Origin of the sequence: Nocardioides alcanivorans (assembly GCF_021555175.1) — a bacterium.
GTDB classification, from domain to species: Bacteria; Actinomycetota; Actinomycetes; order Propionibacteriales; family Nocardioidaceae; genus Nocardioides; species Nocardioides alcanivorans.
The window spans coordinates 259355-278800 of sequence record NZ_JAKGRW010000006.1; the positions used below are offsets into that span (position 1 = coordinate 259355).

Consider the following 19446-nt stretch of genomic DNA (forward strand, 5'->3'; position numbering starts at 1 on the left):
GGGCTCAAGGCCTTGGGCTGCCGTATGAACGAGACAGGACGAGGTGGCAATGGCCAACCCGATTGGGCTGCAGGACGGCGGGCTCGCAGACCCGGCGTCCACCTCCGGAGCCCCCGAGGAGCCGGGCGCCCCTGTCACCAGCAAGTCGCCGATGCAGTTGGCGATGGGCCGCCTGCTCAAGGACAAGCTGACGATGGTCTCCGCAGGTTTCGTGGTCTTCTTCATCCTGCTGGCGCTGACCGGGCCCCTGGCCGTCAAGTTCGGCTGGATCGACCCGCTGCATGCGGACTCCGACCTGGTGGACGCGTTCGGCCTCCCGATCGGCAAGTGGGGCGGGATGAGTGGAGACCACTGGTTGGGGATCGAGCCAGGCATCGGTCGTGACACGCTCGCGCGGGTTTGGTACGGAACCACCTTCTCGTTGCTCATCGCGCTCTCCGCAACGGTCGTCTCGATGGTCGTGGGCGTGGTCCTCGGCATCGTCTCCGGGGCCGCCGGTGGCTGGGTCGACGCCATCGTGGGCAGGATCATCGACCTGACACTCGCCTTCCCCCAGACGCTCATGCTGCTGGCGCTGGCCAGCACGGGCATGATCTTGGTGCAGACCTATCTGCACACCCCCGACGGCAACGTGACAGCCGCCGTCTACGTGGTGATCGTTCTCGGAGCCTTCGGCTGGACCAGCATCGCCCGAATCGTCCGCGGTCAGGTCCTCTCGATGCGCGAGCTCGAGTTCGTGCATGCCGCCAACATGATGGGTGCGTCGAAGGCGCGCATCTACTTCCGCGAGATCCTGCCCAACCTGTGGGCACCGATCCTGGTCACGTTCACCTTGATGATGCCGGCGTACGTCTCCGCGGAGGCCGCGCTGGCCTACCTGAATGTCGGCATCAAGGCGCCGACCCCGACGCTGGGCAACGTGCTCAACGGTGCGTTGAGCTATGCCGACACCGTGCCGCTCTTCTTCTTCGTCCCGGCAGTGATGATCGCCGCGATCGTGGTCTCGTTCAACCTGCTCGGTGATGGCCTCAGAGATGCCTTGGACCCCAAGAGTGATCGTTAGACAGCAGAAGCCCGAAAAAATACTTTGTCGACACCGCGTCGACGGAGGTGCCGCACGCAGTGCCGCACGAGAAGGAGGAACCCATGGGTAACAGACTGAAGAGGATGGTCGCGCTCGGAGCGACCGCTGTCCTCGCAGTGTCCCTCGCCGCGTGCGGTGGGGACTCGGACGGCAATGGAGGCGGCGGCAACGGCGGCAATGCCGGCAACGAGCCCGGCGAAGCCGGTGGCACGCTGACCTTGCTCCAGCACCAGGCGTTCGAGAGCTCGGACCCCAACCGCATCTACTACGGTGTGCAGCTCGCCGCTTGGCGACGCACTCTCTACCGCGGCCTGGTCTCGTTCAACATGTCCGAGGACCCCGAGGAAGGCACCGTCCCGGTTGCCGACCTCGCCACCGACGCCGGAACCTCGGAGGAGGGCGGCAAGGTCTGGAAGTTCACTCTGCGCGACGGCGTGAAGTGGGAGGACGGCTCCGACATCACGTGTGAGGACGTGCAGTACGGCACCAGCCGCGCGTTCGCCAACGACGTGATCATCGGCGGCCCCAACTACATGCTCAACTATGTCGACGTGGAGGACTACCCCGGTCCCTACAAGGCCACCCCGGCACAGCAGGAGGCCTTCGACGAGGCAGTCAGCTGTGACGGCAAGACCATCACGTTCCACTTCAACAAGCCGTGGGCCGACTTCCCGCAGGCGATCGCCTCGCTCATGATGGCGGACCCCTACAAGAAGTCGTTCGACGAGGGCGACAAGTCCAAGTGGAAGGTGCTCTCCAACGGTCCTTACAAGATCGAGAGCGGTAAGTGGGAGAAGAACAAGGGCGCGACCCTGGTTCGCAACGACCAGTACACGACCGAGTCGGACCCGAACTACGAGCAGCTCCGGTTGGCTCTTCCTGACCAGGTGAACTGGCAGGTCAACCCGTCCGACACGGCCGGCGAGCTCTTCAACGACCGACTGATCCAGGACGCGCCTGCTGACCAGACGGCGGTCTCGCTGACGGCTCGCGTGGCTCCCAGCCAGCTGCCGAAGGTGACCGGTCCGGTCAAGGACCGCTACCTCAACGTGATCTCGCCCTACTCGTCCTACTTGGTGATGAACGCCAAGACGCTCGGCGACCGCGAGATCCGCAAGGCCCTGGCGGTGGGCCTCCCGCTCAACGACTACGTCAAGGCGCTCGGTGGCGACACCGCTGCGGTCGCTGCCGAGACGATCGTCAACCCGGGAACTGCTGGCCACCAGGACAACCCGGCCTTCTCCGAGGACAACGACAACGACGGCGACCCCGCTGCTGCCAAGCAGATCCTCGAGGACGCTGGCGTGTCGACCCCGGTGAAGATCAAGCTCTCGTACCCGAAGACGCCCACCGCCGACAAGGCGATGGCGATCATCCAGCAGGGCTGGAACGAAGCCGGCTTCGACGTGACGCTCGACGGTCAGGGTGACACCTACTACGACGTGATCGCTCAGCCCGACAAGGACAGCGACGTCATGTGGGCCGGTTGGGGCGCTGACTGGCCCTCGATGATGACGGTGCTCCCGCCGCTCTTCGACAGCCGGCCCAACTTCTCCAGCACCACCTGCGGCAACGACTACGGCTGCTACGAGAACGACGAGATCAACGCGCTGTTCGACGACGCTGCCAACGCTGCAGATGTCGACTCCCAGGTGGCTGTCCTCCAGGAGATCGACACCAAGCTGGGTGAGGACTACGCCTACATCCCGCTGGAGTTCACCAAGTTCAACTGGCTCTACGGCTCCAAGGTCACCGGCTTCACCACGACACCGGCGTCCAACGGATACCCGGAGGTCGGCCTCCTCGGCGTCACGAAGTGACCCGCTGAGCGCCTGAAACACCTGTGGTGCCGGGCGCCCGCCGTGTGCGGGTGCCCGGCACCGTCCCGGGCAGATCAACGCTGTCCACCCTCCCGTCATGCCGCCGTGTGCCGGGTCCCGATCAAGAAGGTGGGAACCATCCATGTGGGCCTACGCCGCACGCCGGGTCATCATCGGCATCCTGCTGCTGCTCACCTTGTCCTTCGTGACGTTCGTGCTGTTCTTCGCCGGGCCAGCAGACCAGGCCAAGCTCGCCTGTGGCCGCCAGTGCACCCAAGAACAGATCGCCGACACCGAACGGGCGCTCGGCTACGACAAGCCGGTGCACGAACAGTGGGCCCACTTCGCCAAGGGCATCGTTGCAGGCCGTGACTTCCCCGCCGACAAGGCTGCACGTGAGGCGGCTCCGGAGATCGTCACGCACTGCGCTGCTCCGTGCCTGGGCTACAGCCAGAACTATGCAACGACGGTCAACAGCCTGCTCAAGGAATATGCTCCGATCTCGATCTCGCTCGCCCTCGTTGCGGTCGTGATCTGGCTCTTCTTCGGGGTGATGCTCGGAATCATTGCGGCAGTGACCAAGGGGTCGATCCTCGACCGCGGCATCGTGGGCCTCACCCTGGTCGTCTATGCGTTCCCCACCTTCTTCATCGGTATCTTCTTCTTGAAGTACGTCGTGGTGAAATGGGGCATCTTCGACTATCCCTATTACATCTCGATAGCCGACGGTGGCGTGTGGAGTTGGTTGAGCAATCTGCTCCTGCCCGCGACGACCCTGGCCCTGGTCTTCCTCGCAAGCTATGTGCGGATGACGCGTGCCTTCGTGCTCGAGTCGCTGGGTGAGGACTACATCCGCACTGCCAAGGCGAAGGGGCTGAACAGTCGGACAGTGCTCTTCAAGCACGGGCTGCGAGCTGCCCTCACGCCGTTGGTCACCATGACTGGCATCGACTTCGGCACCCTGCTGGGCGGTGCGATCATCACCGAGAGCGTGTTTGCCTACCCCGGTCTTGGACTGCTCACCGTGCAATCTGCGGACGCTTGGGACCTGCCCACGGTCGTGGGCATCGTGCTGGTCGCCGGTGCGTTCGTGATCCTGATGAACATCATCGTCGACATCGCCTACGCCTTCATTGACCCGCGGGTCCGGCTCGGCTAGGAGAGCAAAGACATGGACAGCTTCCTCACAGTCGAAGACCTCAAGGTCCACTTCAAGACCCCGGACGGCATCGTCAAGGCCACCGACGGCCTGAGCTACAGCCTCGAGCGCGGGCAGACGCTCGGCATTGTCGGCGAGTCCGGCTCCGGCAAGTCGGTCTCGAGCTCGGCCATCCTCGGCCTGCACCGTGGCACGAACGCCATCGTCGAGGGCAGCATCCGCCTCGACGGCGTCGACCTGCTCCACGTGAGCAACGCCGAGATGCGCAAGCTGCGCGGCAAGGAGATCGCGATGATCTTCCAGGACCCGCTCTCTGCGATGCACCCCTACTACAGCGTCGGCAACCAGATCGCTGAGGCCTACCGGGTGCACAACAAGGTCAGCAAGAAGCAGGCCCGCACCCGGGTGGTCGAGATGCTGGAACTCGTCGGCATCCCGCAACCGGACACGCGCTACGACAACTACCCGCACCAGTTCTCGGGCGGCATGCGTCAGCGCGCGATGATTGCGATGGCGTTGATCAACGACCCGAAGCTGCTGATCGCCGACGAGCCGACGACCGCGCTCGACGTGACGGTGCAAGCGCAGATCCTCGACCTCCTGCAGAACCTGCAGAAGGAGTTCAACACCGGAATCATCATCATCACGCACGACTTGGGAGTCGTGGCGGAGATGGCAGACGAGGCGCTGGTGATGTACGCCGGCCGAGCGGTGGAGCACGGACCCGTCAAGGAGGTGCTCACGCACCCGCTGATGCCCTACACCTGGGGTCTCCTCTCCAGCGTGCCCGACCTCGCCGGTGACCCCAACGCGCGCATGGTGCCGGTGCCCGGCAATCCACCGAGCCTGCTCAGCCCACCCAGCGGATGTGCCTTCCACCCGCGGTGCGTCCATCGCGACAAGGTGACGGGCGACCTGTGCACGACGGAGCTGCCCCTGCTGGTGGCGGGGCCGCGCGGTGGCGAGCACCTCAAGCGTTGCCACCTTGCCGACCCCGAGTCCATCTATCAGACCGAAGTGATCCCCGAGATCGCTCCCGACCTTGCCGAGGAGCGGTGATGACCCCGCACGACGAGGCCAAGGCCGTCGCCGAGGGCGCTGCCAGCCTGGATGACGTGCTCGCTGCCTCCCACGCACCTGCCCAGCTCGATCCCAACGCACCGCCGGTGCTGACCGTCGAGGGTCTCGAGATGCACTTCCCGGTGCGCTCCACCGGGGTCATCCGGCGGACGGTGGGTCAGGTGAAGGCCGTCGACGGGATCTCCTTCCAGATCCCCAAGGGTGGCTCCCTCGGCCTGGTGGGCGAGTCCGGTTGTGGCAAGTCCACGGCCGGCCGCGCCATCACCAGGCTCTACAAGCCGACCAAGGGCAGCGTCGAGTTCGAAGGCCGTGACCTGGCGACGCTCTCCAGCCGTGGGCTCAAGCCGCTGCGCCGCGACGTGCAGATGATCTTCCAGGACCCCTACAGCTCCTTGAACCCTCGTCACACCGTGGGCTCGATCGTGGGTGCTCCACTACGCATCCACGACATGGTGCCGAAGAAGGACACCCTGAAGCGGGTGCAGGAACTCCTCGAGGTCGTGGGTCTCAACCCGGAGCACTACAACCGCTATCCCAACGAGTTCTCCGGCGGTCAGCGCCAGCGCATCGGGATCGCCCGCGCGTTGGCCCTGCAACCCAAGGTGATCGTGGCCGATGAGCCGGTCTCGGCGCTCGACGTGTCGATCCAGGCCCAGGTCGTCAACCTGCTCCAGGACCTGCAGCGCGAGTTCGAGATCGCGTTCCTCTTCATCGCCCACGACCTCGCCGTGGTGCGCCACTTCTGCCCCGAGGTTGCGGTGATGTATCTCGGCAAGATCGTCGAGATCGCGGACCGGGACACCCTCTACAGCCGACCCAACCACCCCTACACGCAGGCGCTCCTCTCCGCAGCACCTGACGTCAAGCAGGCGGCCGTCGGTGGTCGGCGTGAGCGCATCCGGTTGACGGGCGACGTACCCAGCCCCATCAACCCACCGTCGGGCTGCCGGTTCCGGACCCGCTGCCCCCTGGCCCAGGAGATCTGCGCCAAGGTGGAGCCGCCGATGTTGCAGGTCGGCCCGCGCCACAAGGTCGCCTGCCACTTCGCCGGTGAACTCGGCCAGCACCCTGCCGACCCGGTCACGGCACGGATCCTCGGTGTCGACAACGCGGGCAACCACGACCCGGGCGCGAGCCCGGTGGAGCTCGATGACCAGCCGGGCTTCTCTGACGTCTGGTTCGACCTCAAGGCTCGGACCACCGTCAAGCCGTGACCGTCCCCTCCGTGCGGTCGAGCTCGGCGGGTCCGTGGGTGATCTCGACAGGCTCGATCAACGAGGGCTCGATCAACGGGGCTTTGATCTCGACAGGCTCGATCAACGGGGCTTGATCAGCGGGGCTTTGATCTCGACAGGCTCGATCAACGACGGCTCGATCAACGGGGGCTCGATCAACGCCTGTCGGAGGTCGAGCTTGTCGAGACCGTAGGCTGGTCGGGTGGACGGTCTCTTTGACGCCCCCGGCCAGGTCAGCGGGGGCTCGCTCGCTGGCAATGACCACTCCTCGGCGCCCCTGGCCGTGCGGATGCGTCCGCGCGACCTCGCCGAGTTGGTGGGGCAGGGGCACCTCCGTCGTGAGGGCTCGCCGCTGCATCAGCTGATCACCGGCAACCGGCCGATGAGTGTGGTGCTGTGGGGGCCTCCCGGCACTGGCAAGACGACCATCGCCTCCATCCTGTCGGGCCAGACCGGCCGTGACTTCGTCGAGGTGTCCGCGGTCTCCGCCGGGGTGAAGGATGTCCGCAAGGCGGTCGACGAGGCCCGCGGTGCGTTGGTCCACCAAGGGCGGGAGACGGTGCTCTTCGTCGACGAGGTGCACCGCTTCAGCAAGGCCCAGCAGGACGCGCTCCTTCCCGCAGTGGAGAACAGGTGGGTGAGCCTGGTCGCCGCGACGACCGAGAACCCGCACTTCTCCGTGATCTCGCCGCTGCTCTCCCGCTCACTCCTGGTCACGTTGGAGTCCCTGACGGCGGAGGACATCGGTGAGGTCATCGACCGGGCAGTCGCCGACGAGCGTGGGCTGGCCAAGGAGTACGAGCTTGCCGACGACGCACGTGACCACCTCGTCAGGATCGCCGGCGGCGACGCCCGCCGTGCGTTGACCTGCCTCGAGGCGGCGGCAGGTGCTGCGGCCACTCAGGGCACGACCGTGATCGACCTGGCCACGGCGGAGACGGCCGTCGACAAGGCCGCCGTGCGCTACGACCGCAACGGCGACCAGCACTACGACGTCGTGTCCGCCTTCATCAAGTCAGTGCGTGGTTCCGACGCCGACGCCGCGGTCCATTACCTGGCGCGGATGATCGCGGCAGGGGAGGACCCGCGGTTCATCGCCCGACGGCTCGTGATCCTCGCCAGCGAAGACATCGGCCTTGCGGATCCCCACGCCCTCCAGATCGCTGTCGCGGCCGCCCAGGCGGTGCAGCTGATCGGCATGCCGGAGGCCCAGCTCAACCTGGCTCACGCAACGATCGCCCTCGCGGTTGCGCCCAAGTCGAACGCGGTCACCAACGCCATCTTCGAGGCGCTCGGCGACATCAAGGCCGGCAAGATCGGCCCGGTGCCCGCCCACCTGCGCGACGCGCACTACGCCGGAGCCAAGAAGATCGGGCACGGCAAGGGCTATCTCTATGCCCACGACCAACCCTTCGGCGTCGCCGAGCAGCAGTATGCACCCGACGTGGTCGACGGTCGGGAGTACTACCGCCCGACATCGCTGGGCGCCGAGAACGCGATCAAGGACCGCTGGGAACGGGTACGTCGACTCATCCGGGGCGCGCGATAGGGTCAGGTCCCATGACCACCGCCACTTCACTGACCCTCGTGCTGTGCATCAGCACCCTGGTCGTGCTCGGTGTGGTCGCCGCCCTGCTGGTCCGCTCCTCACGCGAGCAGGCACGACGTACTCAGGCCGCCCTCGAGCAGGCCCGTGTGGACGCAGCCGAACTACGGGCGCGGCTCGATGCACTCACCGTGGCGGCCGCTGCGCCGAAGGTCGAGGAGTTCGTCATCACCGACCTCGGCAGTGCCCCGGAGCCGACGCCGGTGGCCCAGCGCATCGAGGGCCGACTCTTCCTCGACATCGTGGCCCGCGAGTCGGTCGTCAAGGCCGCCGCGTTCGGACACGGCATCCGGTGGGCACTGACCCCCGAGAACCGCAACCGGATCAGCTTCGAGATGAAGCGAGAGGTCAAGCGGCGCCGCAAGGAGCGACGGAGCATCGTGCGCAACCTCAAACGTGAAGCGGCCCTGCGCCAACGGATGGCACGGGACCTGCACTCGGAGGAGTCCGCATGAGGCGCGGTTTCTGGTTCGCAGCCGGTGCCGGAGCGGGGATCTATGCCGTGAACCGGGCTCGTCGGTTCAGCGAGGGCTTCACCGCCGCCGGCATTCGTGATCGGGTCCAGGCGCTCAAGCTCGGAGCCCGGTTGGTGCGAGATGACGTGGCCCAGGCCAGCGCCGATCGCGAGGTGGAACTGCGCGAACGACTCGGACTGGCCCCGGCACCTGCCCACCGGACCCTCAGTGGGCCCAGCGCCAGACCCCAACTGACCCAGCACAGAACGACACGACAGCGAGGCACCAACTGATGGAGACCGCGGAGATCCGCCGCCGGTTCGTCGCCCATTTCGAGAAGGCAGGTCACCAGGTCGTTCCCTCGGCCTCCCTGCTCCTGGACGACCCGACCCTGCTCTTCGTCAACGCGGGCATGGTGCCCTTCAAGCCCTACTTCCTCGGGCAGGAGACGCCGCCCTACGACCGCGCCGTGAGCGTGCAGAAGTGCGTGCGCACGCTCGACATCGAAGAGGTCGGCAAGACCACCCGCCACGGCACGTTCTTCCAGATGTGCGGCAACTTCTCCTTCGGCGACTACTTCAAGGAGGGCGCGATCACGCTCGCCTGGGAGCTGATCACCAAGAGCCAGGACGACGGCGGCTACGGCTTCGACCCCGAACGCATCTGGGTGACGGTGCTCGGCGGCGATGACGAGTCCCGGGAGATCTGGAAACGGGTCGCGGGACTGCCCGACGAGCGCATCCAGGAGCGGGGCAAGCTCGACAACTACTGGAACATGGGCGTGCCGGGTCCCGGCGGTCCGTGCAGCGAGATCTACTACGACCGCGGCCCTGAGTACGGCGTGGACGGCGGTCCGGAGGCCGACGAGGACCGCTTCCTGGAGATCTGGAACCTCGTCTTCATGCAGGAGATCCTGCACACCGTGCGTGCCAAGGACGACTTCGACGTCGAGGGCCCGTTGCCGGCCAAGAACATCGACACCGGCATGGGCCTGGAGCGGGTGGCCTACCTGCTCCAGGGCAAGCAGAACATGTATGAGATCGACGAGCTCTTCCCCGTGATCGAGAAGGCCGCCGAGCTCACCGGCAAGCGGTACGGCGACAACGAGGTCGACGACGTCCGCTTCCGCGTGGTCGCCGACCACATCCGCTCCTCGCTGATGCTCATCAGTGATGGGGTCACGCCGGGCAACGAGGCGCGCGGCTACGTGCTGCGGCGGCTGCTGCGCCGCGCGGTCCGCTCGATGCGCCTGCTCGGCTACAACGACCGTGCGCTGCCCGAGCTGATGCCGGTCTCCCTCGAGAAGATGAAGCTCGGCTACCCGGAGCTCGAGGCAGCATGGGACCGGATCGCGCGCGTCGCCTACGCGGAGGAGGATGCCTTCCGCAAGACGCTCCAGTCCGGCACCCAGATCTTCGACCAGGCAGCCGCCGAGGTGAAGCAGGCCGGTGGAACCCGGCTCACCGGTGACAAGGCCTTCGCGCTGCACGACACCTATGGCTTCCCGATCGACCTGACCCTGGAGATGGCCTCCGAGGCGGGTCTCGAGGTCGACCACGACGGCTTCCGCCAGCTCATGGCCGAGCAGCGTGAGCGGGCCAAGGCCGACGCCAAGTCGAAGAAGGGGCAGCACGCCGACACGGCCGTCTATCGCGGCATCCTCGACGCGCACGGCCCGACCGACTGGCTCGCCTACGAGACGCTGAGCACCGAGTCGAAGGCGCTGGCGGTGCTGCGCGGCGGCGCTCCGGCCACGTCGCTGGGCAATGGAGAGGTCGGCGAGATCGTGCTCGACCGCACCCCGTTCTACGCCGAATCCGGTGGCCAGGCAGCGGATGCGGGCATCATCGAGTTCGACGGTGGACGCCTCGAGGTGCTCGACGTGCAGCGTCCGGTGCGCGGCCTCGTCGTCCACCAGGTGCGGGTCGTCGACGGTGAGTTGGCGGCAGGCTCGGCAGGTGGTCCGCTGCTGCACGCCCAGGTCGACCCCGAATGGCGCATTGGTGCGCGGCAGGCCCACTCCGGCACCCACGTGGTCCACGCTGCACTGCGTGACGTGCTCGGGCCCACCGCATTGCAGTCGGGGTCCTACAACCGGCCGGGCTACCTGCGTCTCGACTTCGGCTGGACTCAGTCGTTGACCGAGGGGCAGGTCCGCGAGATCGAGCAGGTCTCCAACCACGCCCTGCGGGCCGACCTCCCGGTGTCGTGGGACTACATGTCGCTCACGGACGCCAAGGACTGGGGCGCGATCGCGCTCTTCGGCGAGACGTACGACGAGACGCAGGTGCGGGTCGTCGAGATCGGTGGTCCGTGGTCGCGAGAGCTCTGCGGTGGCACGCACGTCGAGCACTCTTCGCAGATCGGCACGATCGTGGTGACCGGCGAGTCGTCGGTCGGCTCCGGCAACCGACGGATCGAGGCGTTCACCGGTCAGGAGGGCTTCGCCTACCTTGCCCGTGAGCGCGACGTGGTCGGTCAGCTGACCGGCATGCTCAAGGCCCAGCCCGATGACCTCGTCGGCCGGGTCCAGGACATGGTGGAGCGCCTGAAGGCCGCGGAGAAGGAGATCGAGAAGGCCCGGGTGGCCAGCTTGCTCGCCTCCGCGGGGTCCATCGCCGAGGCCGCTCAGGAGGTCAACGGCGTCAAGGTCGTCGCCCACCGGGCCGACGGCGCGGGCGGCGGTGACGTGCGGACGCTCGCGCTCGACGTACGCGGCCGGCTCCCGCAGGGTCAGCCGGGCGTTGTGGTCGTCGTCGGCGACGTCGATGACAAGGTGGCAGCGGTGGCGGCAGTCAACGAGGCCGGCCAGGAGCGTGGTCTCAGCGCCAATGACCTGATCCGCGCGATCGGTCCGCTGCTCGGCGGCAAGGGCGGTGGCAAGGCCGACGTGGCCCAGGGTGGCGGCACCGATTCAGGACGCATCGGCGAGGCGCTCGAGCTCGTCGTCGCCGAGGTCGCTCGGGCGGCCGGCTAGTGCGATTCGGAGTGCGGCTCGGCCTCGATCCGGGCGACGCCCGCATCGGCGTGGCCAAGTGCGACCCGTCCGGGATCATCGCGACTCCGCTGGAGACGGTGCGGCGGGGCAAGGGCGACGTCGCCCGGCTCGCTGCCCTCGCCGAGGAGGAGGGCGCGATCGAGGTGGTCGTCGGTCTGCCGCGTTCGCTCTCCGGCAGTGAGGGCCGGCCGCGGCGAAGGTGCGTATCTTCGCCGCTGAGCTGGCCCGCCGGATCGCGCCGACCCCCGTACGACTCGTGGACGAACGGTTGACGACGGTCACGGCGGAGTCGATGCTTCGGGAACGTGGAAAAAAGGGCAGAAGCGACGCGCGGTGGTCGACATGGCAGCTGCGGTCGTGATCTTGCAACATGCGCTCGACGCAGAGCGTGCGCGCGGTGAGGCACCGGGGGCTGTGCTCACCGACGTGTCGGACGAGGAGACACAAGCATGACTGACGCCCACGACTCGCTGCTTCCGGGCGGCGAGGAGATTCCCGAGCGTGCTTCCAACGGCAGCGGCAACGGTGGCGGCCGCCGCCGCGCGGAGAAGCCGAAGCGCCGCGGACTGGGCGGATGCCTGGTCGCGCTGGTGCTCCTGGCCGTCCTTGGTGGCGTGGCCTGGGTCGGGCTCACGGCGGGGGTCGACTGGGTCAAGGACCAGTTCGGCGAACCCGAGGACTACGCCGGTCCGGGAAGTGGTTCCGTGGTGGTCGAGGTCAGCCCCGGAGACACCGCGACCGACATCGGGAGGACGCTGAAGGCGGCCGACGTGGTCGCCTCGGTGGACGCCTTCACCGATGCCGCGCGCGGCCGCAGCGAGGAGGCAGCCCGCATCCAGCCGGGCTCCTACGAGATGCTCATCAAGATGAAGGCCACGGATGCCCTCAACGTGCTGATCAACCCGGGCAACGCGATGGTCACGCGTGTCACCGTGCCCGAGGGCCTCCGCGTGGTCGACATCGTCAACCTGCTCGCAGACAAGACCGACTTCGGCAAGAAGCAGTTCAACAGGGTTCTCGACGACGCTGAAGCCCTTGGCCTGCCGGACTATGCGAAGGGCAATGCTGAGGGCTACCTGTTCCCGGCGACCTATGACTTCGGGCCCAAGGACGAGCCCGCCGACATGCTCCGCGCCATGGTCTCGCGCTGGAAGCAATCGGCCTCGAACCTCGACCTCGAGGCGAAGGCGAAGCAGCTTGGCTACACCCCCACGAGCTGGTGACCATCGCCTCGCTGGTGGAGGCCGAGGGTCGCGGCGACGACATGCCGAAGATCGCCCGCGTCATCTACAACCGCTTGGAGAACCCCGGGACGGCCGGCACGACCGGCAGGTTGGAGATCGACGCGACGGTGAACTACGCGCTCGGTCGCAACCTCGGCGTGGCGATCTCGAGCGAAGACCTCCAGGTCGACTCGCCCTACAACACTCGTGTCAACGCGGGGTTGCCCCCGGGGCCGATCGAAGCGCCCGGCGATGACGCGCTCGCCGCAGCGCTCGCGCCGGCCGATGGTGACTGGTACTACTACGTCACGGTGGACCTGCGCACGGGGGAGACGAAGTTCGCGGAGAACTACGACGAGTTCCTGCGATACAAGGCGGAGTTCCGCACCTACTGCGAGACCTCGGACGCCTGCTGATGCTGCGGTGCGCCGTGCTGGGTGACCCGATCGCCCACTCGCTCTCCCCGGTGCTGCACCGTGCCGGCTATGCGGCGGTCGGGATCCAGGGTGAGTACGACGCGCATCGTGTCGACGAGCTCGGGCTGGCCGGGTTCCTCGAGGGGCTGGACGAGTCGTGGCGGGGACTGTCGCTCACGATGCCGCTCAAACGCGCCGTGATGGCGCTGGTCCCTGAGGTGAGCGAGGTGGCACGCCTTGCCGGAGGCGCCAACACGCTGGTGCGGCGCGACGACGGCTCGTGGCGCGCCGACAACACCGACGTGCCGGGCGCCGTGGCCGCGATCCGTGAGCGCTACGTCGGGAGCCCGGCTGCTGCGACCGTGCTCGGTGGCGGAGCGACGGCCACCTCGGTGGGACTCGCACTGGCCGACCTGGGTGTCGGCGAGCTGCAGCTGCTGGTGCGCTCACCGGAGCGGGCGGCCGAGACGGTCGCGGCGTTGGCCCGGCACCCACGGGCGCCGCTGGTGCGGGTGGCGACCCTTGCGGAGGGGCGAGCGACCGGTGAGGTCGTGGTGTCGACGATCCCCGCTGCCGCACAGACCCCTGACCTCGTGGAGCGGTGCGCCGGGGCCGCCGTCGTGTTCGAGGTCGTCTATCACCCGTGGCCGACCCCGCTCGCCGCCGGGACTCACCGGTCCGGACAGGTGCTCGTGGGAGGCCTCGACCTGCTCGTGCACCAGGCGGCGCTGCAGTTCGCGCAGTTCACCGGCGTCGAGGCTCCGCTGACAGCGATGCGCCGGGCCGGCGAGGAGGAGCTGGCCGCCCGTTCCGCGCGGGCCCCGGGAGACGCCGGGTGAGCACGCTCCACCTGGCGCCGGCGATCGTCGGCGCCGTTGTCACGGGGATCGGTGCCGGTCTCGTGATGCCGGGGTGGGTGCGGAGCCTGCCCGAACCCGATGAGCCGGCAGCCGACAAGGTTCCGTACGCGGAGCTCGGACGGGGTGTTGCACTCCACTACGCCGTGGCGGGGGTGTCGTGGGAGCCGCCCTGGGCGCCTCCATCGGTTGGGACTGGGCCCTGCTGGTCCTGCTTCCGCTGGCCGCGCTGGGCGTGGCGTTGGCCCACATCGACTTCCGCACGCGATTGCTGCCCAAGAAGCTGGTGCTCCCGGCCTACCCGGCCCTGCTGGTCGCGCTGGTCGTCGTCGCACTGCTCGACGGCTCGGCCGACGGGTTGATCCGGGCGGCGTGGGGGTGGCTGATCGCCAGCGCCCTCTACTGGTGCCTGTGGAAGTTCACCCGTGGCATGGGGTACGGCGACGTACGCATGTCCGGTCTGCTGGGCCTGGCGCTGGGCAGCCTGGGCTGGAGCACGCTGCTGCTCGGTCTCTACGCAGGTTTCGTCGTCGGGGTCGTCGGGTGGGTGGCGCTGCGACTGCTGCGCCTGACCAAGGACCGGCACTTCCCCTTCGGTCCGTTCATGCTCATCGGCGCGGTGGTCGGCATCGTCCTCGTCGCTGCAGGCTGGTCGCCGATCGCGTCGGGCTGATCCCCGACGACTGGCCGCTTCCGTCTGCGACTCCCGCCCCGAGGGGCCGCTCCCAGAGCGCGTCTCGCTGTGGGGTAGGGCTGCATTCCAACCCGTGGGCACGTGAAAGACTGATCCCATGCTGCGTTGGCTCACTGCGGGCGAGTCCCATGGTCCCTCTCTGGTTGCGATCCTCGAAGGTCTCCCGGCCCACGTCCGGGTGACGTCGGAGGAGATCGCCGATTCGCTGGCTCGGCGCCGGCTCGGCTACGGCCGGGGTGCTCGGATGAAGTTCGAGCAGGACCAGGTCACGATCGTCGGCGGCGTCCGCCACGGCGAGAGTCAGGGTGGCCCCGTAGCCATCCAGGTGGGCAACACCGAGTGGCCCAAGTGGGAGAAGGTGATGTCGGCCGACCCGGTCGACCCCGAGGTGCTCGCGGAGAGTGCGCGCAACGCGCCGCTGACCCGGCCGCGTCCGGGCCACGCCGACCTGGCTGGCATGCAGAAGTACGACTTCGACGAGGCGCGGCCGGTGCTGGAGCGGGCTTCGGCCCGTGAGACCGCTGCTCGCGTGGCACTCGGCCGGGTGGCGAGCAACTTCCTCGAGCAGGCGGTCGGCGTCCGGATCGTCTCCCACGTCGTCGAACTCGGTGGGGTGCCGGCGCCTGCCGGTTCGGTGCCCGAGGCCGACGACGTGTCCCGTCTCGACGCGGATCCGGTGCGCTGTCTGGACCCGGACGCCAGCAAGGCGATGGTGGCGCGCATCGACCAGGCGCACAAGGACGGCGACACCCTCGGCGGCGTCGTCGAGGTCGTCGTCCACGGCCTGCCTTCAGGGCTGGGCTCCCACGTGCACTGGGACCGACGCCTCGACTCGCGCCTTGCGGGCGCGCTCATGGGTATCCAGGCGATCAAGGGGGTCGAGGTCGGTGACGGCTTCGACCTGGCCGCTACTCCGGGCTCCGAGGCTCACGACGAGATCGTCACCGAGGACGGCAGGCTGCGGCGTACGACGGGTCGCGCCGGTGGCATCGAGGGCGGCATGACGACCGGCGAGGTGCTCCGCGTGCGGGCCGCCATGAAGCCGATCGCCACCGTGCCCCGGGCCCTGCGCACGGTCGACGTCGCGACCGGTGAGGCCACGGTGGCCCACCACCAGCGTTCCGACGTCTGTGCGGTACCCGCGGCCGGCATCGTCGCGGAGGCGATGGTGGCGCTCGTGCTGGCCGACGCGGTCGTGGAGAAGTTCGGCGGCGACTCGGTCGGCGAGACCGCGCGCAACGCCGCGTCCTACTTGCAGGCCATCCGGTTCAAGTGAGCCCGCGCGTCGTCCTGGTGGGCCCCATGGGGGCCGGGAAGACCACCGTTGCCGAGCGTCTGGGTGCCCTGTGGTCGTTGCCCGTGCGGGACACCGATCTCGACGTCGAGCAGACAGCCGGGAAGCCGATCTCCGACATCTTCGTCGAGGACGGTGAGGAGCACTTCCGTGAGCTCGAGCGCGACGCCGTCGCGCAGGCGCTCTCCGAGCATGTCGGCGTGCTCTCACTGGGGGCGGAGCAGTGCTCGACCCGCAGACCCGCGAGCGGCTCGGTGCGCACACGGTCGTCTTCCTCGAGGTCGGGCTGGCCGAAGCGGTGAAACGAGTCGGTCTGGGCACGGGGCGCCCCCTGCTCCTGGGCAATGTGCGTTCGCGCATCAAGGGGCTGCTCGACGAGCGCACCCCGATCTACCTCTCGGTCGCCACCCACACCGTGAGCACCGACTCCCTGGGGCCCGATGAGGTTGCGGCCCGGATCCACGAACTGCTGGAGGAATCTCGATGAGCGACAACGCCACTGTCCTGCACGTGGGCGGCGCCTCGCCGTACGACGTCTTCATCGGCCGCGACCTGGCCGATCGCCTACCGGGCATTCTTGGTGACTCCGTGAAGCGGGTCGCTCTCCTCTACGCAGAGCCTCTCAACGAGATCGCACAAGCAGTCTTCGACGTGCTGCTCCAGGACTACGACGTGCTGGCCCTTGCCCTGCCCGAGGGCGAGCAGGCGAAGAGCTCGAGCGTGGTCCACGAGTGCTGGGAGGCGCTGGGCGAGGCGGGGTTCACTCGCTCCGACGCGGTCGTGACGTTCGGTGGCGGGGCCACCACCGACGTCGGCGGTTTCGTTGCTGCGTCCTGGTTGCGGGGGTCCGTGTGGTGCACGTGCCCAGCACGTTGCTGGCGATGGTCGACGCGGCGGTGGGCGGCAAGACGGGCATCAACACCAGCGCCGGCAAGAACCTCGTGGGCGCCTTCCACGAGCCCGCCGGAGTGCTCTGCGACCTGGCGCTGCTCGACTCGCTCCCGGCCGAGGAGATCTCGGCCGGGCTGGGCGAGATCGTGAAGTGCGGCTTCATCGCTGATCCCACGATCCTGGAACTGGTCGAGGCCGACCCGAAGGCCGCCCAGGACTCCACGTCGCCGGTGCTCCGTGAACTCGTCGAGCGCTCGGTGCAGGTGAAGATCGACGTCGTCGTCGCTGACCTCAAGGAGACCGGGGAGACGACGGGCACCCGGGGCGCGAGGTCCTCAACTACGGCCACACGATGGCGCACGCGATCGAGAAGGCCACCGACTACGAGATCCGCCACGGCGAGGCGGTCGCGCTCGGATGCCTGTTCGTCGCGGAGCTCGCTCGGAGCGAGGGCCTGATCACCGACGAGCTTGCTGCTCGGCATGCAACCGCCTTCGGCCTGGTCGGCCTGCCGACGTCGTGGGATGGCGCCAGCTTCGATGACCTGCGAGCGACGATGGCGGTCGACAAGAAGTCGCGTGGATCCCAGCTGCGTTTCGTGGTGCTGCAGGGTCTGGCGCAGCCGCGGATCCTGGCCGGACCGGCCGAGGAGTCGCTGCGTGCGGCCCACGACGTGCTCGTCGGCGGCATCCGATGACGACGCGGGTGTGGGTGCTCAACGGCCCCAACCTCGGGCGCTTGGGACGGCGCCAGCCGGAGATCTACGGACACTCGACGTACGCCGACCTGGTGGAGAAGTGCGTGGCGTGGGGTGTCGAGCTCGGACTCGCGGTCGAGGTGCGTCAGACGAACCACGAGGGCGAGATGCTCGACTGGCTCAACACCGCTGCGGACGACGGCATCCCGGTGGTGCTCAACGCAGCCGCGTGGACCCACTACTCCTACGCGATCTTCGATGCCTGCGCGCAGCTGGAGGCATCGCTGGTGGAGGTGCATCTCTCGGAGCCGCTGCAGAGGCCCGAGGAGTTCCGCCACACCTCCGTGGTGACGCCGCACGCGGCGACGGTGATCGCTGGCCACGGGGTCGAGGGCTACCGGATGGCGCTCCAGTTCCTCGCCGCTCGGCCCGAGATCAGCTGAGTCCGCTCAACTCCTCGAGCTCGGCCAGGGCGTCCAGCGTGTACGGCGCCAGCCGCTGCAGGTGCGGGATGGTGTCGCGGCAGCCGACGATGCCCAGGGTGACGGCGTCGGTGTAGCCGACCAGCGTGACGTTGAGGCCGTAGCCATCGCACAGGAACGACAGTGGGATGAGGGTTTCCAGCTCCGCGTCGCCGAGATGCAGCGGCTCCTTGGAGAGGACGATGTTGGACACCGTGAAGTTGAAGACCGGGGGCAGCTTCTGCAGTGCCCCGCTCTTCTGACCGATCGCCAGCGGAAGCAGTCCCAGCAGTGTGTAGTGCTGGAGCGCGTTGGGTGACATCTCGAGCAGTTCTGCCTTGCCCCGCGTGGTGACGGCATGGATGCGGGCCAGACGCCGCAGTGGGTCGTCGACGCCGGAGCCCAGCGGGCAGACGAAGCCGGTGGCTGCGTTGATGGTCTGGTGGTCGCGCTCGAAGCCGACGGGGATCGATGCGGTGATGTCAGCGGACGGCAACGCGTCCTGCTCGGCCAAGTAGCGCCGTACGGCGCCGCCGAGGAGGCGAGGACGACGTCGTTGACTGTCGTCCGTGAGGCCTGCGCGACTGCTTTGAGTCGGGGCAGCGGCAGGTCGGTGACTGCGACGCGCCGGTGCCGGGTGATGGTGGTGTTGAAGGGCGTCCGGGGCGTCTTGAGAGCGGCCCGAATGTGGCTGTTGGCACCGCCGATCATGCTCGCCAACTTGGTGCCCACTTCACCGATCGCCTGCACCCCTCCCCGGCTCGTGCGAGCGTCGTGCGTGCGAGTGAGTCGACGACACGGCGATTGTCGTCGAGGTCCTGGAGCTGGGGGACGTCTGCGAGTGCGCCCGCGGCCAGGGGCGCGGTGGTGAGCCAGTGTTTGATCACGTTGACCGCGCCCATCCCGTCGACGGCGCAGTGGTGGGCCTTGAAGTAGAAGGCGAAGCGATTGTCGGCCAACCCTTCGATGAGGTGCGCCTCCCACAGCGGCTTGGTGAGATCGAGTGGGTTCGAGTGGAGCCGCTGCACCAGCGCGCCGAGCTCGCGCTCGCCACCGGGACGGGGAGTGCCGAGAGACGGACGTGGTGGTCCGGGTCGGGTTCGGCCTTCTCCCACTGCGGCACGAGGTCACCCACCGTGCCGACGACGCGTGAGTCGAAGGGGAAGGGGAGGAACTCCAGTTCGGAGAATGCGTCGAACAGGGTGCGGACGTAGTCGGGGCCGGCATCGACGGGTGCCTTGAAGATGGCGAGAGCGCCGATGTGCATGGGCGTCCGCGGGGATTCCATCCGCCAGAACATGGCATCGACTGGACTCAACAGTTTCATGAACTCCCCGGAGCGGAACGAGCGATTGGCCTGGCTCAGCATCGTACGGATTCAAAGTGGCCGGCGTGGGACGTATAGCATGGTCGATCGGCCCGTGCCGTGGAGCATTCCTCCGGGATTGCTCCTGTGTCCGGTGCCCCGAGATCCCC

16 protein-coding genes and 5 pseudogenes are annotated in these 19446 nt (G+C 67.9%); 19 read left to right on the forward strand and 2 right to left on the reverse strand.

Translation table 11 applies throughout. The features are described 5' to 3' along the window. Positions 1-49: 49 nt before the first annotated feature. The 19 genes and pseudogenes from L1066_RS04165 (at position 50) to L1066_RS04245 (ending at position 17952) form a co-directional block, all read left to right on the forward strand. Complete coding sequence (locus L1066_RS04165; RefSeq protein WP_235735107.1) at positions 50-1063, forward strand: ABC transporter permease; 1014 nt, start codon at positions 50-52, stop codon at positions 1061-1063. A gap of 83 nt (positions 1064-1146) precedes the next feature. Then, positions 1147-2904 (forward strand): ABC transporter substrate-binding protein, encoded by a 1758-nt coding sequence (locus tag L1066_RS04170; protein WP_235735108.1) that lies wholly within the window; start codon positions 1147-1149, stop codon positions 2902-2904. Between the two features lie 142 nt (positions 2905-3046). Then, positions 3047-4063, forward strand: a complete 1017-nt coding sequence (locus L1066_RS04175; protein WP_235735109.1) for an ABC transporter permease — start codon at positions 3047-3049, stop codon at positions 4061-4063. A gap of 12 nt (positions 4064-4075) precedes the next feature. After that, positions 4076-5122 (forward strand): ABC transporter ATP-binding protein, encoded by a 1047-nt coding sequence (locus L1066_RS04180; RefSeq protein ID WP_235735110.1) that lies wholly within the window; start codon positions 4076-4078, stop codon positions 5120-5122. Then, a complete protein-coding gene (locus tag L1066_RS04185; RefSeq protein WP_235735111.1) occupies positions 5122-6357 on the forward strand; it encodes an ABC transporter ATP-binding protein in 1236 nt (411 codons plus the stop codon). The genes L1066_RS04180 and L1066_RS04185 overlap by 1 nt, the downstream gene beginning before the upstream one ends. A gap of 223 nt (positions 6358-6580) precedes the next feature. Continuing rightward, positions 6581-7927 carry a replication-associated recombination protein A gene (locus tag L1066_RS04190; protein WP_235735112.1) on the forward strand — a complete coding sequence of 449 codons (1347 nt, stop codon included), beginning with the start codon at positions 6581-6583 and terminating at the stop codon, positions 7925-7927. An 11-nt stretch (positions 7928-7938) separates the two neighbouring features. Then, positions 7939-8439 carry a hypothetical protein gene (locus tag L1066_RS04195; RefSeq protein WP_235735113.1) on the forward strand — a complete coding sequence of 167 codons (501 nt, stop codon included), beginning with the start codon at positions 7939-7941 and terminating at the stop codon, positions 8437-8439. After that, a complete protein-coding gene (locus tag L1066_RS04200) occupies positions 8436-8732 on the forward strand; it encodes a DUF6167 family protein (RefSeq protein WP_235735114.1) in 297 nt (98 codons plus the stop codon). Before L1066_RS04195 ends, L1066_RS04200 begins: the two co-directional genes overlap by 4 nt. Continuing rightward, positions 8732-11416 carry an alanine--tRNA ligase gene (gene alaS / locus L1066_RS04205; protein WP_235735115.1) on the forward strand — a complete coding sequence of 895 codons (2685 nt, stop codon included), beginning with the start codon at positions 8732-8734 and terminating at the stop codon, positions 11414-11416. The genes L1066_RS04200 and alaS overlap by 1 nt, the downstream gene beginning before the upstream one ends. Before the next feature lie 50 nt (positions 11417-11466). After that, positions 11467-11798 (forward strand): annotated as a pseudogene (gene ruvX, locus L1066_RS04210) (Holliday junction resolvase RuvX). Between the two features lie 88 nt (positions 11799-11886). Beyond that, positions 11887-13076 (forward strand): annotated as a pseudogene (gene mltG, locus L1066_RS04215) (endolytic transglycosylase MltG). Beyond that, the gene (locus L1066_RS04220) at positions 13076-13915 is read left to right on the forward strand and encodes a shikimate dehydrogenase (RefSeq protein ID WP_235735116.1); all 840 of its coding nucleotides are present in this window, start codon (positions 13076-13078) and stop codon (positions 13913-13915) included. Before mltG ends, L1066_RS04220 begins: the two are co-directional and overlap by 1 nt. Before the next feature lie 178 nt (positions 13916-14093). After that, entirely contained in the window at positions 14094-14606 is a 513-nt protein-coding gene (locus tag L1066_RS04225) for a prepilin peptidase (RefSeq protein ID WP_235735117.1), read from the forward strand. 118 nt (positions 14607-14724) lie between these two features. Continuing rightward, the gene (gene aroC, locus L1066_RS04230; protein WP_235735118.1) at positions 14725-15903 is read left to right on the forward strand and encodes a chorismate synthase; all 1179 of its coding nucleotides are present in this window, start codon (positions 14725-14727) and stop codon (positions 15901-15903) included. A gap of 26 nt (positions 15904-15929) precedes the next feature. Then, a pseudogene (locus L1066_RS04235) lies at positions 15930-16408 on the forward strand (shikimate kinase). Beyond that, positions 16405-16880, forward strand: a pseudogene (locus L1066_RS29095) (3-dehydroquinate synthase); the annotation flags it as partial. The pseudogenes L1066_RS04235 and L1066_RS29095, both read left to right, overlap by 4 nt. Before the next feature lie 78 nt (positions 16881-16958). After that, complete coding sequence (locus L1066_RS29100) at positions 16959-17270, forward strand: 3-dehydroquinate synthase family protein (protein ID WP_446499892.1); 312 nt, start codon at positions 16959-16961, stop codon at positions 17268-17270. Continuing rightward, the gene (locus L1066_RS27495; protein ID WP_312006952.1) at positions 17165-17509 is read left to right on the forward strand and encodes a 3-dehydroquinate synthase family protein; all 345 of its coding nucleotides are present in this window, start codon (positions 17165-17167) and stop codon (positions 17507-17509) included. Before L1066_RS29100 ends, L1066_RS27495 begins: the two co-directional genes overlap by 106 nt. Further along, positions 17506-17952: a type II 3-dehydroquinate dehydratase gene (locus L1066_RS04245; protein ID WP_235735119.1), complete on the forward strand. Its 447-nt coding sequence runs from the start codon at positions 17506-17508 to the stop codon at positions 17950-17952. The genes L1066_RS27495 and L1066_RS04245 overlap by 4 nt, the downstream gene beginning before the upstream one ends. On the opposite strand, the gene L1066_RS04250 is transcribed toward L1066_RS04245, so the two are convergent. After that, positions 17945-18484: a WSD1 family O-acyltransferase gene (locus L1066_RS04250; protein WP_235735120.1), complete on the reverse strand. Its 540-nt coding sequence runs from the start codon at positions 18482-18484 to the stop codon at positions 17945-17947. The two genes, L1066_RS04245 and L1066_RS04250, sit on opposite strands and share 8 nt — an antisense overlap. 92 nt (positions 18485-18576) lie before the next feature. Beyond that, positions 18577-19339: pseudogene (locus L1066_RS28375) on the reverse strand (wax ester/triacylglycerol synthase family O-acyltransferase); the annotation flags it as partial. Positions 19340-19446: the final 107 nt, after the last annotated feature.

Excerpts from the sequence above, each read along its gene's own strand:
- L1066_RS04165 (WP_235735107.1), top strand. The coding sequence starts at position 50 with ATGGCCAACCCGATTGGGCTGCAGGACGGCGGGCTCGCAGACCCGGCG.
- L1066_RS04170 (WP_235735108.1), top strand. The coding sequence starts at position 1,147 with ATGGGTAACAGACTGAAGAGGATGGTCGCGCTCGGAGCGACCGCTGTC.
- L1066_RS04175 (WP_235735109.1), top strand. The coding sequence starts at position 3,047 with ATGTGGGCCTACGCCGCACGCCGGGTCATCATCGGCATCCTGCTGCTG.
- L1066_RS04180 (WP_235735110.1), top strand. The coding sequence starts at position 4,076 with ATGGACAGCTTCCTCACAGTCGAAGACCTCAAGGTCCACTTCAAGACC.
- L1066_RS04185 (WP_235735111.1), top strand. The coding sequence starts at position 5,122 with ATGACCCCGCACGACGAGGCCAAGGCCGTCGCCGAGGGCGCTGCCAGC.
- L1066_RS04195 (WP_235735113.1), top strand. The coding sequence starts at position 7,939 with ATGACCACCGCCACTTCACTGACCCTCGTGCTGTGCATCAGCACCCTG.
- L1066_RS04200 (WP_235735114.1), top strand. The coding sequence starts at position 8,436 with ATGAGGCGCGGTTTCTGGTTCGCAGCCGGTGCCGGAGCGGGGATCTAT.
- alaS (WP_235735115.1), top strand. The coding sequence starts at position 8,732 with ATGGAGACCGCGGAGATCCGCCGCCGGTTCGTCGCCCATTTCGAGAAG.
- L1066_RS04220 (WP_235735116.1), top strand. The coding sequence starts at position 13,076 with ATGCTGCGGTGCGCCGTGCTGGGTGACCCGATCGCCCACTCGCTCTCC.
- aroC (WP_235735118.1), top strand. The coding sequence starts at position 14,725 with ATGCTGCGTTGGCTCACTGCGGGCGAGTCCCATGGTCCCTCTCTGGTT.
- L1066_RS27495 (WP_312006952.1), top strand. The coding sequence starts at position 17,165 with ATGGCGCACGCGATCGAGAAGGCCACCGACTACGAGATCCGCCACGGC.
- L1066_RS04245 (WP_235735119.1), top strand. The coding sequence starts at position 17,506 with ATGACGACGCGGGTGTGGGTGCTCAACGGCCCCAACCTCGGGCGCTTG.